16 protein-coding genes and 4 pseudogenes are annotated in these 15948 nt (G+C 37.6%); 5 read left to right on the top strand and 15 right to left on the bottom strand.

The window, feature by feature from the left end; all coding sequences use genetic code 11:
- Positions 1-11: 11 nt before the first annotated feature.
- From hrcA to SanJ4206_RS07800, 7 genes and pseudogenes are all read right to left on the bottom strand, one after another.
- Positions 12-1046: a heat-inducible transcriptional repressor HrcA gene (hrcA, locus tag SanJ4206_RS07770; protein WP_004224128.1), complete on the bottom strand. Its 1035-nt coding sequence runs from the start codon at positions 1044-1046 to the stop codon at positions 12-14.
- Positions 1047-1318: 272 nt separating this feature from the next.
- The gene (locus SanJ4206_RS07775) at positions 1319-2008 is read right to left on the bottom strand and encodes a histidine phosphatase family protein (protein ID WP_022525153.1); all 690 of its coding nucleotides are present in this window, start codon (positions 2006-2008) and stop codon (positions 1319-1321) included.
- A 135-nt stretch (positions 2009-2143) separates the two neighbouring features.
- Positions 2144-2839 (bottom strand): histidine phosphatase family protein, encoded by a 696-nt coding sequence (locus SanJ4206_RS07780; protein WP_004224131.1) that lies wholly within the window; start codon positions 2837-2839, stop codon positions 2144-2146.
- 201 nt (positions 2840-3040) lie between these two features.
- Positions 3041-4378: a PFL family protein gene (locus SanJ4206_RS07785; protein ID WP_004224133.1), complete on the bottom strand. Its 1338-nt coding sequence runs from the start codon at positions 4376-4378 to the stop codon at positions 3041-3043.
- Between the two features lie 12 nt (positions 4379-4390).
- A complete protein-coding gene (locus SanJ4206_RS07790) occupies positions 4391-4657 on the bottom strand; it encodes an ACT domain-containing protein (protein ID WP_003026213.1) in 267 nt (88 codons plus the stop codon).
- Positions 4658-4768: 111 nt separating this feature from the next.
- Positions 4769-4940, bottom strand: a pseudogene (locus tag SanJ4206_RS07795) (substrate-binding domain-containing protein); the annotation flags it as partial.
- Between the two features lie 247 nt (positions 4941-5187).
- Complete coding sequence (locus tag SanJ4206_RS07800; RefSeq protein ID WP_022525154.1) at positions 5188-5502, bottom strand: TfoX/Sxy family protein; 315 nt, start codon at positions 5500-5502, stop codon at positions 5188-5190.
- A gap of 635 nt (positions 5503-6137) precedes the next feature.
- Between SanJ4206_RS07800 and SanJ4206_RS07805 the strand changes: the two genes are divergently transcribed.
- From SanJ4206_RS07805 to SanJ4206_RS10100, 3 genes and pseudogenes are all read left to right on the top strand, one after another.
- Positions 6138-9350 carry an LPXTG-anchored zinc carboxypeptidase gene (locus SanJ4206_RS07805; RefSeq protein ID WP_022525155.1) on the top strand — a complete coding sequence of 1071 codons (3213 nt, stop codon included), beginning with the start codon at positions 6138-6140 and terminating at the stop codon, positions 9348-9350.
- Between the two features lie 245 nt (positions 9351-9595).
- Complete coding sequence (locus tag SanJ4206_RS07810; RefSeq protein ID WP_157622098.1) at positions 9596-10177, top strand: TetR/AcrR family transcriptional regulator; 582 nt, start codon at positions 9596-9598, stop codon at positions 10175-10177.
- A 326-nt stretch (positions 10178-10503) separates the two neighbouring features.
- Positions 10504-10581, top strand: a pseudogene (locus SanJ4206_RS10100) (site-specific integrase); the annotation flags it as partial.
- A gap of 656 nt (positions 10582-11237) precedes the next feature.
- On the opposite strand, the pseudogene SanJ4206_RS10105 reads toward SanJ4206_RS10100, so the two are convergent.
- Positions 11238-11408: pseudogene (locus tag SanJ4206_RS10105) on the bottom strand (aminotransferase-like domain-containing protein); the annotation flags it as partial.
- On the opposite strand from SanJ4206_RS10105, the gene SanJ4206_RS07825 reads away from it, so the two are divergent.
- Positions 11338-11694, top strand: a complete 357-nt coding sequence (locus tag SanJ4206_RS07825) for a hypothetical protein (RefSeq protein ID WP_371319432.1) — start codon at positions 11338-11340, stop codon at positions 11692-11694. The pseudogene SanJ4206_RS10105 and the gene SanJ4206_RS07825 overlap by 71 nt on opposite strands.
- 103 nt (positions 11695-11797) lie before the next feature.
- The gene (locus SanJ4206_RS07830) at positions 11798-12151 is read left to right on the top strand and encodes a hypothetical protein (protein WP_004224146.1); all 354 of its coding nucleotides are present in this window, start codon (positions 11798-11800) and stop codon (positions 12149-12151) included.
- 125 nt (positions 12152-12276) lie between these two features.
- Here the strand turns inward: SanJ4206_RS07830 and SanJ4206_RS09995 are convergent, their stop codons facing one another.
- The 7 genes and pseudogenes from SanJ4206_RS09995 to SanJ4206_RS07860 all read right to left on the bottom strand — a co-directional run bounded on the left by SanJ4206_RS09995 (position 12277) and on the right by SanJ4206_RS07860 (position 15918).
- Positions 12277-12873: a hypothetical protein gene (locus SanJ4206_RS09995; RefSeq protein ID WP_037620922.1), complete on the bottom strand. Its 597-nt coding sequence runs from the start codon at positions 12871-12873 to the stop codon at positions 12277-12279.
- Positions 12839-12997 carry a hypothetical protein gene (locus SanJ4206_RS09855; protein WP_003041906.1) on the bottom strand — a complete coding sequence of 53 codons (159 nt, stop codon included), beginning with the start codon at positions 12995-12997 and terminating at the stop codon, positions 12839-12841. Before SanJ4206_RS09855 ends, SanJ4206_RS09995 begins: the two co-directional genes overlap by 35 nt.
- A 120-nt stretch (positions 12998-13117) precedes the next feature.
- A complete protein-coding gene (locus SanJ4206_RS07840) occupies positions 13118-14002 on the bottom strand; it encodes a ketopantoate reductase family protein (RefSeq protein ID WP_004224153.1) in 885 nt (294 codons plus the stop codon).
- Between the two features lie 98 nt (positions 14003-14100).
- The gene (locus tag SanJ4206_RS10110) at positions 14101-14175 is read right to left on the bottom strand and encodes a hypothetical protein (RefSeq protein WP_080554318.1); all 75 of its coding nucleotides are present in this window, start codon (positions 14173-14175) and stop codon (positions 14101-14103) included.
- A gap of 13 nt (positions 14176-14188) precedes the next feature.
- A pseudogene (locus SanJ4206_RS07850) lies at positions 14189-14419 on the bottom strand (DUF3847 domain-containing protein); the annotation flags it as partial.
- Positions 14420-14567: 148 nt separating this feature from the next.
- Positions 14568-15386 (bottom strand): class I SAM-dependent methyltransferase, encoded by an 819-nt coding sequence (locus SanJ4206_RS07855; protein WP_022525158.1) that lies wholly within the window; start codon positions 15384-15386, stop codon positions 14568-14570.
- 34 nt (positions 15387-15420) lie between these two features.
- Positions 15421-15918 (bottom strand): hypothetical protein, encoded by a 498-nt coding sequence (locus SanJ4206_RS07860; protein ID WP_004224161.1) that lies wholly within the window; start codon positions 15916-15918, stop codon positions 15421-15423.
- Positions 15919-15948 lie beyond the last annotated feature (30 nt).

Consider the following 15948-nt stretch of genomic DNA (forward strand, 5'->3'; position numbering starts at 1 on the left):
GCTTTGTCGCCTTAATGCACTTCATAATGATTGCTACTCAGATATCTATAAAAATCTGTGAGCTTCATCGTTAAAACGCGATTGACAACATTGAGTTGACTGACAACTCGCTGATAATCTAAATTGACTGGTCCAATGACCGCTAGCATGCCAAATCCCCGGTAAGGAATGAGAAATTTGCTAGAGATGAGCGTCAAATTCGCCAGACTACTTTCTCTGCTATCCGCCACGCGCACCGTCTGCATTTGATCTTCAGCTAAACTATCTCGAATTTCAAAAGCCACTTTTTGCGGTTGGTCAAAGAATTGATAACTCTTTAGATCTGAAAAATTTAGCAACTTCACCTTACCAGATACAATGACATTTTCTTTGAAAATATCACTAAAGATATGCTCGAAAAGATCCATAACATTATCGGTCGTTGTAAAATAACGCTGAATAATTTGTGGAATCTCTGTCCGAATCTTATAGTGAATATCAAGAACTGTCTGTCCTAAGAAACGCTCTTGTATCAATTCTTTCAGCTGAATCAAATCACCTCGCAAGAAATTACGGGGAATCATGAATTGGCTGGTAATCGTATTGGATTCATCCAAAGTAAAGACTGCTAAAGCTGTATGCTGGCTGAGAATCACAATGTCAAAAGCTGTCAAGCGTTGTTGACTCGGTTCTACATCAAGTGCTACCACCGTACATCCACTTAGCATTGAAAGAACGTCTGCTGCCTGTTGAAGAACATCCTCTAGTTTGAAGAATTCACGGTCAAATGCCTTGATTACTTCATAGAGTTCATTTTCAGCAAGACGATCAAAGGAAAGGGAATGTTTGACAAAGTATTGAAAACCCGCAACACTTGGCTTGCGTCCACTTGATGTGTGTGCTTTTTCCAAAAGCCCCTGCTTTTCAAGAACAGCCATGTCATTACGAATCGTCGCGCTGCTAGACTGGATTGATTCTTGTAGGGCTTTAGATCCGACTGGCTCATGGGTCTTTGTAAAGATGTCAATAATCAAGTTTAAAATCTCATTCTGACGTTCCGTTACCATGACATCACCCCTTTCAGCTTTCAGCTGGAATATGAGATTTTCTTTTTAGCACTCTAAACACCTGAGTGCTAACCTATGATTCTATTATACACGGTTCATTTTTAAAGTCAAGACAAAAACTCAAAAAATTAGCACTCTTTTAAAAAGAGTGCTAAAAATCAGTCTAAGGACCTACAAAATATCTTATAGAAGATGTTATAAATCTTAAACTTTCCTCAATGTTAAATAAAACCGCAGCAAATTCACACGAATTGCACTACTAAAAACGACTCTTACTCAATCTCATCCAGTATTTTCTTGCCAACCTCACGATAAGACATATCTCCAATGCAGTCAACTGTAAACTGACCATTCTCGTATTCAATGACGGTCACACTCCCATTGTCTAAACCATGTGGTCTTGTTTGGTCAATGAGGTACACAAATGTTCCAATGGTCATACCGTGGCTAACAATCAGTGCATTGCCTCCACCAGCAGCTTCGATTTCCTTGGCAATATCTGAAAATCCTTCCCAAATACGGCTACTCAATTTTTTCCAACTCTCAGCCCAACCAGCTGTATCAACTTCTACCAAGCCTTCAGCCAGCTCAGGGTAACTCAATTGATGAACATGCTCTACATTGAAAACACGGGGCATCACTCCCATAAACAGCTCACCATCGTAAGCTCCATCGAAACTACCAAAACACCATTCGCGAATTCGCTTATCTGTGCGATAAGGAATGCGCCCTGTCAAGTCAAGTTCTTCTAAAATAATCCCCATGGTTTGAATTGTCCGCCCGCTATCGCTAGAAAAAGCTTTTTTGAATGGAAGTCCTGACTCGCGAAGCCCAATTCCTAGCTCACGAATGCCACGTTCTCCTGCAGCGGTCAAAGGCGTATCAGACCAGCCTTGTGCCCGACCGATTGTATTAAACATGGTCTTCCCATGGCGAACAATGTATAATCTTGTTTTTGCCATATTTTACCTCCGTTTTTCTTACTATATTATATCATTTTTTGCAGAAAATCGTTTGAGAGATGAAAGAAAAATCAGGAGTAAGATGAAAGCCACAATTCGTGAAAATCAACTTTTCTCACATTCCCGTTTTTGCGATTATTTCTGCCCTTCCAATATCTTAGCACCTACTTGGCGATAAGACATGTCTCCTAACGCTTGAATGGTGAATTTCCCATTTTCATACTCCACGACCGTTACACTGCCATTTTGTACGCCAGGATTTAAAATAATAGACGGATCAATCAAACAAGTAAAGGCACCGATTGTCATGCTGTGGCTGACGACAAGAGCATTGCCCCCACCAGCAGCTTCTACCTCTTGCGCAATAGCTGTGAAACCATCTAGAATACGTCCACTAAGCTTTTCCCAAGGTTCTGCCCAGCCAGCTGTATCCACTTCGACTAGACCGTCTGCTAATTCCTGCAAGGTTAGTTTCTTATAGTCTTCAACATCCAGCACTCGTGGAATCACGCCATGAAACAGATCGCCACCATAAGCACCGTCGAAACTGCCAAAACACCATTCGCGGATTCGCTTGTCAAAGGTATAAGGAATTTTGCCTGTTAAACCGAGCTCTTCAAGGACAATCCCCATGGTCTGAATTGTCCGCCCAGAATCGCTGGAAAAAGCTCTTGTAAATGTAAGTCCTGATTCTCGCAAACCAATTCCTAATTCATGGATGCCACGTTCCCCTTCAGCCGTAAGCGGCGTATCACTCCAACCTTGCGCCCGACCAATTGTATTAAACATCGTTTTTCCATGACGAATAATGTATAATTTCGTTTTTGCCATTTCAATCTCCTTTTCAAAAGAAGAAGCTGGGACAAAAGTGCTCAGCTTCCTTTGCTTATATAGTCATAATTATAAGACGCAGTGGTTGAGTGGACTCTAATACGTTGATAAATCAACTTTTACAGTCCTACTCAACCGTGCGGAGGTGGGACGATGAAATCAAGTTTCTACGAAACTACTGATTTCTGTCCCACTCTCATTTTAATTTTTAAAACTATGAATCGGTGCTGGAATTTGTCCACCACGCGCGATAAAATCAGCTGATGAAGCTTTATTGACTCTCATCACTGGTGCCGTCCCTAAAAGACCGCCAAACTCAATCATGTCGCCTTCTTTTCCTTTTGGAATAATTCGTACCGCTGTTGTCTTTTGATTGATAACACCGATAGCGGCTTCGTCGGCAATCATGGCAGCAATGGTTTCAGAAGGCGTGTCTGCTGGAATGGCAATCATATCCAATCCAACCGAGCAAATTGCGGTCATGGCCTCTAATTTTTCTAAATTGAGGGAACCGTTTTGAACCGCTGCTATCATACCTTCGTCCTCTGATACAGGAATAAAGGCACCTGATAGACCACCAACCTGATTGCAAGCCATGACGCCACCTTTTTTGACTTGGTCATTAAGCAAAGCCAAAGCTGCCGTCGTTCCATGCGTACCGACCGTTTCCAATCCCATTTCTTCCAAAACACGAGCGACAGAATCCCCAACAGCTGGCGTTGGTGCCAAACTTAAATCAACAATTCCAAATTTCACACCTAGGCGCTCACTAGCCATCTGTCCGACAAGCTGACCGATCCGAGTGATTTTAAAAGCTGTTTTCTTGACTGTTTCCGCCACTACATCAAAACTTTCGCCGCGAACTTTTTCAAGGGCACGTTTGACGACACCAGGTCCTGACACACCTACATTGATGACGACATCAGCTTCGCCAACGCCATGAAAGGCCCCAGCCATAAAAGGATTATCCTCGACCGCATTAGCAAAGACAACCAGTTTCGCTGCCCCCATGTCAGAAAGTTCTGCAGTTTCTTTGATAACACGTCCCATATCTGCAACCGCCGTCATGTTAATCCCAGACTTGGTGGACCCAATATTAACAGATGAGCAAACCTTATCAGTCTCCGCTAAAGCTCGCGGAATGGAACGGATAAGGATTTCATCTCCTTTTTGATAACCCTTTTGCACCAGAGCAGAAAAACCACCGATAAAGTCAACACCGATTTCTTTTGCTGCTCGATCCAGCGCTTTTGCTAGAGGCACATAGTCATCACTATCTGTCGCAGCGCCAATCAAGGAAATCGGGGTCACCGATACACGTTTGTTGACAATGGGAATGCCCAGCTCCGCAGCTATTTCATCACCAACTGCCACCAAATCTTGAGCTTTCGTGGTGATTTTTTGATAGATTTTTTCCGCTGCTCGCTCAATATCCGTATCAATACAGTCGAGAAGTGAAATTCCCATGGTAATCGTCCGAATATCAAAATTCTGCTCCTCAATCATGGAAATGGTTTCAGTAACTTGCTTTATATCCATTTTTCACCTCTATTAGATATTGTACATAGCGTCAAAAATCGCTGCACTTTGAATGTTAATTTTGACATTGAGTGTATTGCCAAAGGCTTCAAATTCATTGCGCAGTTCTGTAAAATCTTTCTTTTCTTCACTAGAAACGACTGCCATCATAGTGAAGAATTCATCTAAAACAGTCTGCGAAATGTCATCAATATTCAACCCAAGCTCTGCAATTTTGCTCGAAACTCCTGCCACAATCCCCGTTCTATCTTTGCCAACAACCGTAATAATCGCTTTCATTTTTTTACTCCAATCAACATCCTTTTTCCTATTGTAGCATAAGTAAAGGAAATTTGCATAAACCGAAAGAGAAAAATACGACTTTTGCCCTTAAGCTCTGCTTAATCGTTATCAATTGATTGTTGATTCTTTCCAATGAATACTACAATCCAGCACTTGTTGTTTTTCTTCTTGATGACGCCCCTCGATCTGGTCAATCAAAATCTTGGTTGCCTGCTGGCCTTCTTCAAAAGCTGGTTGGCCTTGTCGTGATACTCGGCGAAGATAAGCTCGTCATCTCGGTCAACGGACTGAACGAAAACTCGTTCACTTCATCCGAGGGTCGGACAGGCTACCCGAAAACTGGTTTGCTCTGTCCTAAAGCGTTTTGTCAAGTATCTTTTTGATTTATTGATGCTTTTTCTTTTGACCTCATTCCCATTTTGAGCAAGAAAAACAGTAAACCATTTTTTTGATTTACTGTTTTGTAATTTGCTATATTATTGTTTTTATTTAATTATTTAATTTCAACAAACTGAAGTTTGTCAATCTCATTTGGCTTTCTTAGGTTTCTTCTCGGGCAGTTCCGTATACATTCCTCCCAGTAATCCTACAATCAAATTCGCATCCTCAAATTTGTCGAATACGTGCATCAGAGTCTTTGACCCTTCATACGGATAACGCAGTTCTGAATCTGCAAGAAGTCTGTCCGATGTCGGCGTTCTCTTTAAAAACAGTTCATTATTACAAATGTCACCTATCAGCTTACCATTAAAATATACAAGGTATCCGCCCATCATGGATTTTATGGTAATATCACCAACTGTAGAAAAACATTCACGTACATATTCGTTAAATTCATTCACTATGATTCCTCCCACAAATTCTAATTTATTTACGCCGCTTCACTATTACTTCTTTATTGATTGCTGTCAACTCTAAAACCGAGAGTCATACCATACTATTTTTTCACATAGTGAATTTCTCATAATATCCCACCTTCCTAAAATCTTTAATATATATGCTATCATACCACTTTTAAGACAATTTCCCCATCGTCAAATTTCCTACTCGCTCCCAGAAATCGATACAAAGACAATCTACTTTTTCTTCATTCTTTTTAAAATGTATAATCTTTAACTACTTATCTTGAAAGATTTCCTTGCTATCAGGGGCAAAGAATATTTCAGTTGCAAAAGTCTTATCTCTAACCTTCTTCATTAGAACATTGTCAGACTTTCGAGGTGAAGTTTATTCTTTGATAGTCTTTAGTGTGTGCTTTGGGATTTTCTGCTATTCAATTCCTGCCAAAATTCATTACATATCTATTTATTTTGATACATTTCTATTTTTTGTCTACACTTTTGATTGAAACCGTTTACACTTTCTGGTATACTATCTTTGTATACTTCAAATAATAAGGGGAGAAAAATAACAGAGAATAACTAAGAGCTATTTTCGTTATTTTTGGTGCCCTCAAATTTCATAAAGGAGGTTTCTTATGAAAAATTCATATAAGAAACGGTTGTACACAAATGTTCTCAGCTTGTCAGCTGCCGTTCTTGTTGCAGTTTTAACGCAAGGAACTGCTGCTGCAGATACGCAAGATAGCACGGAGACACAGCCTATTACTAACAAGACAGAAACGGTGGTCCCTGCCGAAAAGTCAAGTACAGAAACAAACGCATCAGAAGCAACGGCAACGCCAGATTCTTCATCAGCTGAAGCTCAGCTTCTCACAACAACCAATCAAGAAGAAGCACAGAAATCAGAAAGTGCTCCTTCAATAGACAGTTCGACTTCTACTACAAACGAATCCGAAACAGTGACTCCTGCAACACCTGCAAAACCAGAAACACGAGCAGCTGGAACAGAAGAAAAGAAGGTTCAATTAGCTGATAGTACAGTCCATATGTCTGAAAAAGCTACCATTACTGAGACTGTACAGGAACAAGGAGCCGCTGCTGGCAAGGTGACTTGGAAATTAGATAATAAGCCAATCGCTGAATGGAAAACTTGGAATATGGAAAAAGGAGACTTTTCAGGAGATTCCTTTGTCACCATTGAGGAAACAACCAATGGCTCTGACCTCAAACTTTCTCTCAAATTCAATGAATTATTTGGAAATGACTTAAGTCTTCGGACACCAAACAATATCCGCAGAACCTATCGGCAATTCATCGGAAATCATGAACTCGTTGGAACAGATGAAGAATCCGGTCTGACGATTCGAAAAACACTTGTTTTCCGACCATATGAAAACTTCCATACTCACGAAGAAATGTTAGCTGCTATCGAAAAAAGTCGACAAGAAGCTAAAAATGACCGCCTTGTTCAAATTGAAGACATTGGTACCAGCGCTCAAGGACGGAAAATTAAGTTAGGCATTATCAGTTCTGATCAAAAAAGCATTGATGATTACCTAAACTCAACCAATAAAATGGCGCTAACCAAACCTGCTGAAATGTTAGCTGCCCTCAAAGACGGCAAATTAGACTACAAACTTCCTATTCTCATCAACAATACACATGCTGATGAGCAACCTGCTATCGATATCATTACCGGCTTGTTCAATACATTTGCAACCCAAGACCAGATCAGCTTTAAAACAACTCAAGCAGATGGAACACAAAAAATTGTAACCCTCTCCGTTAAAGACCTTCTCAAGAAATTTATTTTCCTCTTTGATTTCACAGAAAATCCTGACGGAGATGTTGCCAATACCCGTGCCCTAGCTAACGGAATCGATCCAAACCGCGATACTAGCTATCAGGCCAACCCAGAAACCCGGACTGTTGCTGGACTCATCAACAAATGGAATCCAATTGCACTTTACGACATCCACGGTTTTGTCAAGGACTTCCTGATTGAGCCAGCTACTCCACCGCATGATCCAAACTTTGAATATGACCTTTTGTCAAAAAATATGTTGGAAAATGCCCACCACATGGGCCGGGCTGGTGTTACCAATTCCAAGTATGATCACTACATCATTCCGAAGTTAGACTGGGGCGATGGCTGGGATGACTCTTTCTCTGGCTACACTGGTGTCTATGCTATGTACCACGGAATATTAGGACATACCGTTGAAATCCCTGAGGGCAATCAAGAATCCTATAAAGCTGGTTATCACGCTGTCCTTGGAGGTATCTCTTACCTGTCCCAAGATCCTGATAAACTCATGGAAATGCGCCTCAACTTCTATCTCCGTGGCATCAACAAGGTTGAAGATCCAAAAGCTGAAAATGAATTAGTTGGACCAGACGGTAAAGTAGTCGGTCGTATCAAACATGGACAAAAGAAATTCTTCCCTGATTACTATGTCATTCCAATGGAACTTGACAAATCCAATGACTCTCAACAAGCTTTCAATATGATTGAATACTTCAAGAGAAATGGTGTTGTCATTCAAGAATTGAAGGAAGACACTGGCAGTTATAAGAAGGGTGATTTGGTTGTTGACATGGCACAAGCTAAACGTGGCTATGCCAACCATATCCTCTACAAGGGCTCCAACGAATCTGCTTGGGCTGCTATGTATGCAGAATTGCTGGTTAATTTCCCGGATATGAGGGGATTCAAAGCAGTAGCAGTCTTTAAAGAAAAACTCTTTGACGGTAAACTCGGTAAAGTAACTGCTCTTCGTGCTACTCGGACTAGCGAAATTGACCACAAAGCACCATATTATGTCATTGCCAATACTTCAGAAAGTGCCGTTCGCGCTGTCAATCGTGCAATCCGAGACGGTAAGAAAGTTTATTTGACAGACGATGGCTACATCGTGGATACACCTACTTTTGCCAACCTGCTGAAAAACTATGCAATCTATGGAGATGCCCTTTATAAAACTCCTCAAGGGCAAACCTTAAAAGCTCTAAAAGTTTATGCACCGCCTCATCAATACTATTGGGCTGGTGTGGATACTCCTGCTCATACCGCTCTTGCTTTGAAGAATTTAGGATTTGACATTGTCAATACCCCTGAAGAAGCTGATGTGATTGTTTTAGAAAGTGACAACTTTGACAAGTCCCTCCTTGGTCTGAAGCCAACTATTGTAGTAGGCGGAACTGCTATGCAACGCCTTGAAGAACTCGGTGTGGTTGACGGCTTTGACGCAGAACAACTCAAAAATGGTGGTGATTATGAAGGCTTGATGAAAGCGATCATTGATGACAAAGATCCGTTGACTAGTGGTTACAATAAGAATGATCTTTTCTATTCTAACTCTGGAAATTGGATTGCTAAAGTACCTGCAAATTTCAAGACATTAGCTTCAATTGCTGGCAGTGATTATTATATCGCTGGTTGGTGGCCTGGTAATGAACAGCTAGCCAATAAAATTGTAGCTATTTCTGGTAACTACAAAGAACAACCACTCTTTATCTATGCTGGTAATCCAACAAATCGTCTTCATACAATTCATTTCTACCGTTGGGTATCCAATGCTATCTTTGGCAGTCAATTAGCTCAACTGAAAGATCTTGAGAAAGAACAAAAACCTTCTACTGAAGTTGTTGAGATCATCAATCAAAAACCTCAGGCAGCTCAAGCTACGACCCTACGCTACACTCCTCAACCTCAAATGATGAGCACTGCTAAAAAAGCTCAACTTCCTCAAACTGGAAATAAAGAAAGCCAAAGCAATCTCATCATTGCTAGCATGTTCATTCTTGTCAGTGGCTACTTGCTCCATTTAAAGAAAAAAGAAGAATAAAAATTCTCTTTTCTAACTCAAAACTTCCTCGGAGTTAATGTTCGAGGAAGTTTGTTTTTTATAAATAGAAGACATCAGATGCCCGGTATTTTATTTTTTCATAAAAATCAGCAAGTCCCTATTAAAAATTGAACTGTTTTAATTACATAGAAAGCACCTCAAATTTTCTGACAGCCATTTTTATGCTTTAAATTGAATTCTTTCTTCATTTTCATTATACTAAAAAGAGAGAGGAGTTGTTTTATATGGTAAAAGGTAATCAACAAAAGATTTTGGATGCTTTCTATGACTTGGCAATGCAAAATCCTGATGAAGTCAATCTCTCAATGAGTGACCTCGCCAAGAAAGCTGGCATTTCACGCCAAGCAATTTATAAACATCATTTCCATAATGTTGACGATATTATTGAATCAATTCATGAGAACATTGATAAACCTATTTATGAGGCTTTTTTAGAATACAATACACTAACAAATAAAGACCCCTTTCTTTTCATTGCAGATAATATTTTCCCTATTCTTTATGAAAATCGAAAATGGCTAAAAATGCTGTATTCTAGCTCAGCGGATCCTTATTGGACCAATTATTTAAAAAAGATTTACACAAAATGGGCACTTGAAAATATCAAACCGAATCAATCCCTTATTGATTTGCCAGATGACTTTATCATCTCTTTACTGGTGCATTATGTGATTGCCAACATTGAAGTATGGATAGCCCAAGAAAAGCCACTCCCACCACAAGTCTTCAAAGAAAAATTTTTAACCCTTGTTCATTCTTCTCTTGACCAATACATCTCACTAGACAAAGATAATCATATAGACTAGAAAAAAGAGCCCGAAAAATCGAGCTTTTAGAATATAGCTATTTTTCCTAGCTGGTAATTTTTGACAGAATAGCCCATACAATCAATATGTTTGTAAAGGCTATTTTTGTATCTCTTTTTCCTTGGTTTGTAACAGCAACATTTAAACAGTGCTCTGACTTTCATATAATTTAGAATTCAGCAAAGAAAGAAATGATTTATCTACTTTTAAAGTAATCATCAGACTACAATTTACTACTTATATGACTGATGATGACAAACATTAGCGTAAAAATAATGGGTAAAATAGGAAGCACTATGGTAAAACTTCATAAATACAACTGCATAACTAAAAACTACATCAACACCTCTACCATCGTTCCAATGGCCGTTGGAGAAATCGCCTACCGAAACCTAAAAAAATAATGGTGTGAATTTGGTGTGAAAAGTGGTGTGAATTTTGCTAAAAATCACTAAAAAACACCCCTTGGTGGGAACCATGAAGTGTTGTAAATGCTGTATTGTAGCTGGTTCTTAATGTTTTGAGAACTGGCTAGCTTTACGAGCTTTCTTAAGACCTGGTTGGTGGCACCTACATCTCTTTAAATACTAAAAGCCTTTATTTCTGCACTTTTATCACTATGCACTTTTCACTTTATGTTATATAATTTCAAATAATTTCATTTAAATAAGGTAAATTTCTCAACACTTCAAAAAATAGAATACTGGGCTAGAGGTTATCTTACTAGACAAGATGCCTTTTTTATTTTGATTAAATATAAAGTTGCTTAAAACAAAAAAATTGAGAGTTGGCAGGGCTTTGTCACTTACTTAATAGCATTGAAATTTTAAAAATTGACCAAAAATAATGACAAGACACACTAATTAAAAAATTTAAAGTTCCCAGATAAGAAATTGAGGTTGGGATGTTATACCCAGCCTTGTTTTAATATATTTGGAAAAATAGTTTGACACAGTGATTGGACGAAAGACTTAGGATTGAATAGTTGAAAGAACCTCAGTATCTGTCGCAATACTGCTGAAGGGCAAAGTTTTCTTGGACTGATACTGCTCTGTCTCTTTTATAATTGTGAATACAGATTTTTTAGGGTGATTAATCCTTCCTCCAGTTCTTCTACAGTGTCTGGAGAGCGAATGGCTATACGTATGGTTGATTGCTCTATCAAACTACCCGTAAAGAAACGTTCTGCACATAAAACTTCAATCCCCTCTTGTTTGGCAAGCTTCTCAAAGAACATAGCTAATAATCAAGAGCTATGGAAACAAGAGCTAGCAGCTTATCCATTTCATGAAGATGAATTAAAAATTAATAGAATCATTTTAAAGATAGAAGTTCCTTCCACTATTCAAAAGCGATTGATGAAGAGGGATAACAGTCATTGGGACAAAGATTTGATTGATTCTTTTCAAGCCAGAGAACAAAAGCGAGTAATCGAATTTGCTCGATTAGAAAAGATTCCATTATTCGTTTATGATAATAATTCAAAATTGGAAGAATTAAAACAATTTCTTCTTTAGAATAAAAATAAGCAAGAGTTGTAGCTACTACTTGCTTATTTTTCATATCGTATCATAATTGTAATATTTTTCTAGTATAATATTATAAAAGGAGGTTTGGAAAATGAAAAAATTACTTAGTCTATTACTTTTAGGAATTGCTACTATATTTCTAATATCTTGTTCCAAGCAAAATACTCTTGACGGAGAATATTATAACCAATATGATTATCTAGTACTTGAAATTAAAGGAAATCAAGGAACATATCATGAAAATCACAATCATCCGATAACTAATGTAGATTCTCAAAATAAAACATTTACTTTTTCAGCTTCTGGAAGAGAATATGTTGCATCCTATGATATTAAAAAAGATGGGACTTTAACATTTGATACAGGAAACTTCCTAACAGGAGGAAATAAACAAACAGTTTATAAAAAAAATAGTGAAGCCTATAAGAAAAATATAAAAAAATGACTTAGAGATTTTCTCTAGGTCATTTTCTTGTTATTAAAAGGAGTTTCACATGCCATTTGGCTTCTACTTCTGTCAGTTGTTACAATAAAGGTTCGTGTGGATTAGAAATATACAAATCAAAATCATCAGACAGTTTGAGTATCAACTTTAAAAATAATTCCTTTTCTATCAGCTATGCTTTTAAATCGTTCTCTATTTAGTTCGTAAATTTCGTAGTAATTTTTTCTATTGCCTGTATCAAAATCGAGTGAATTTGTATAAATAGTATTGCCTCTTATCATTCTCATTAATTCCCAATATTGAATGAACTCGTTATCAGGTAGCTCATCAATCAAATGTTTAACATCATCTTCCTTTTCTTTGTATCCATCAAAAGTTCTAGTTATTAGAAAGTATATATAAGGTTTATATTTCTCAGAAGATAATTTTTCTTGATTATGAAGCATTTCATTTGATTCTTTTGTTAACAAAGAAATATCCTTTATATCTTTTTTGCGATTTTGTGAGGAATGCATAGTTTCAACAAGACGAATTTCTTCGATATCTTCATCCAAAAGCAACATACCAAAATCCTTCAATTCGAGGTAATATTTTGGATAAAATAAAAAAATATAATCTATCGTAATTAGCTGTTTAACATCAACTAGTTCTCTCTTTCCTCTTTTAAAAAGTTCATAATTTAATAAATCAGAGAATACTTTCAAAGACTGCCCCTTTTTCATATATCCTTTTATCTCTCTTTTTTCGTTCTTCCTGTTTCTGCTGACTGATGAGCTTTTTCCTTTTGTTTTGTAACTGCTTGATTTCTTCATCTGCCATTAAGATTTTTTCTTCAATGTTTTTCATTTTCTCGTTTCCTCCCTTTCTAATTTTGAGTAAAGAAAAACAGTAAACCTTTTTTTGATTTACTGTTCCTGTGGTAATTTTTATTAAATTGTTAGTTCTACAAACTGGGATTTTCGTCGCTTATGACCGTTCTTTTATATAACCGTAAAACTGTCTGTGCAATTCTCTCATTTCATCCGGAGCCTTCATTGAATGGCGATACATGAACACATCTCCAAACTTACTTTTAAAAGCAAACGCCAGTCCGATTTTTATTAGATGTTTCGGCAATATGAGAAATATGTAAAATTTCCCTGGACTGAGTTTGCCTTTATGTTTTTTCAACCACTTCATATTCCTGCAGATCTTTTCCGCCGTCTTTGACATTAGAGTCGAATCTGTTCCTGCTTTCTCAGGCTCTTTCGATTCATAATAGGCATCTGCTATCGGAACGACCATTGCCAGATGGCAAAGCTGCCATAAATGCATATCCGAAACGATCTGATAAGGTATACGGGATCTGCGAAATAAATCTGCGAGTTCAGTAATACGTATGGTTCTTTCACCCGATATTTCCCCAAATGTTGTCGGCTGCACAATTGCTGGGGTTAATCCTGCATTAAGAATCCCATTATCTATACTGCCACCGGCTCCGGGAAACCCCGGAATTATCCTACCGCTTCCACATATATCTTCCCATTTCTTGTAATCATCCAGCGAATTTACCATCGTTACAATCGTACCGCTTGTATTATTCCGCAGTTCTTCTAAGGCTTTATACAGTTGATTTTCTCTGACCGTTAGGAAAATGTAATCGAATATATCATCATTCTTAACGGCTTCGACCACTTCGATATCGGCTGTATGTACTTCCCCATTTTTGCTGTATCTCAGCCCGTTTATACGGAGTTCATCAAGCCTTTTTCCTCTGGCATATACAGCTACATCATTATCTTTATTTTCTGAGAGCAATGCAGCATATAATGAGCCGATTACTCCCGCACCGTATATCAATATCTTCATCATCTTTTACTTCTTCAACTTCTGATTTGTTTATCTATATTGACTAATATTATAGCATTTTTTTTCGATATTTTTCTACTGTCATATTTCTCTACTCACTACTATTTACCCTTTGAATGTATTACCTTGAATAACTTATCTTGAAATGTTTCCTTGCTCTTTTTGTCAAAATATATCTCTGTTACAAAGGTCTATATCCTCATTGGTAAACATAAGAGGATTTTTAACCACTCTTTCTACTATCAATCCTCTTTATATGAGTCTATGATTTCTTCTTTTTCGTTCCTTTTCGTTTGCAAGTTTTTCTAATTTCTTACCTTGATTTTGTAATTGTTTCAGCTTTACATCGCACTTTTGTCTTTCTTGCTGAAGTTCAAAAATTTGTTCCTGTACTTCCTGTAATGTGTTTTCTTTCTTCATTTTTCATTCCTCCGTTTCAATTTTTCTCAAATAAAAAAACAGTAAACTGTTCCTTTCAATTCACTGTTTTCATATTAGTTGTTAGTTATATAAGCTATAATTTACCTATCGCAGTGTGTACTTCATGATGGCAACCAAAACGATAACATCACACTTTCTCAAATATCAAGATTTTCTGTGATAGTTTGTGAGCAATCGGCAACCAGTTAATAAGCTTAAGCACTGGAAATATAGCAGACATCCCCCTCGTAATATCATCATCCTTTACACTACGGAAACCTCTTGCAATATCCTTAATATCATCAAAGGAATCCGCTCCAAATATAAATTTTGCTCCTGTTTTTTGTATGGACTTTTCAACATTTTCTTTCGCCACCCACCTTTTTGACAGGCACTCCATAAGAACATAAGCATTGTCAAAATTCTCTCGAATAATTCTGAGCATTTGGGCATTGTCTTCCCTTGTCAAGTACATTGACAAGCCCTCAATGATAAACAGAATGTTCCCATCTGCTTTTATTTCTTTTGCCCACGCCGAATCCGTTGCTGAAATACCGATGTTTGAAACTCTGCCGGATTCTGCAAAAATCTGATTCCTTACCTCAGCTGTTTCAGGCAAATCAAGGTTGTACCATGTGACTTTTCCGTTATCCATGCGATAAAATCTCGTGTCAAGTCCACAAGCAATATTTACGACTGTACAGGTTGGATTTTCGTCAATAAACTCTTTTACCAGTTCATCAAATACAAGCGTTCTTGCAATCACGCCATAACTCATAAGGGAATCATTTGTGGCGGCGGTAAAATCGTAATCAATTTTTTCAACCAATTCCACCGCTTTGGCATCATAAAATTTATGTCTTTTGCTCTTGGAATATTGTGCTCTTGCATAAAAACTCTGAAGCATCGTTTCCGCAGCACCATTCAAAATAGGTTTTATTTTTTCTTGCATTTTTATTTCTTCCAAGTATAAACACCTCCTACTAATTTGAATTTAGTTTTTAAAATAATGTGCATATCCATGCAATGACTAACGATCCGATAATCATAAATAACACTTGAATAATGTGTTCCCTTTTGTTATATCCAAAGAGTTTAGGACTAAGCTTATCTACCACTTCCGGATAATAATGTTCAAAAAAACTAAAACCTCGATTGCACAAAAGTATCCAATCAAAAAATACAATATCAAAGGCTTTCAACAAAAGAAGTATCATCAGAAATCTAATGAAAAACTGAATGTAAGTAAAGTTATTTTGAACACCATCCACTGCACCAACGATAATTGAACTCCCCATGAATAGTATTGCAATAATAGCTAATATCCATCCAACTAAACTCTGACCACGAAAGCGTTTTTCCTTTGGTTCAATAACATCAAACACTTCTTTAGGACACGAAGAAAAGAAGTCTTTGTTTTGAATAAATCCAACTCCTGCCCACAGCAATAAGAACAATCCAATCATCATAATAACGGCAAGCAGTATCGTCATATACATAATTATCAATCACCACACAATATCCACTTT

It is taken from the genome of Streptococcus anginosus, from assembly GCF_001697145.1.
In the GTDB taxonomy this organism is placed as follows: domain Bacteria; phylum Bacillota; class Bacilli; order Lactobacillales; family Streptococcaceae; genus Streptococcus; species Streptococcus hominis.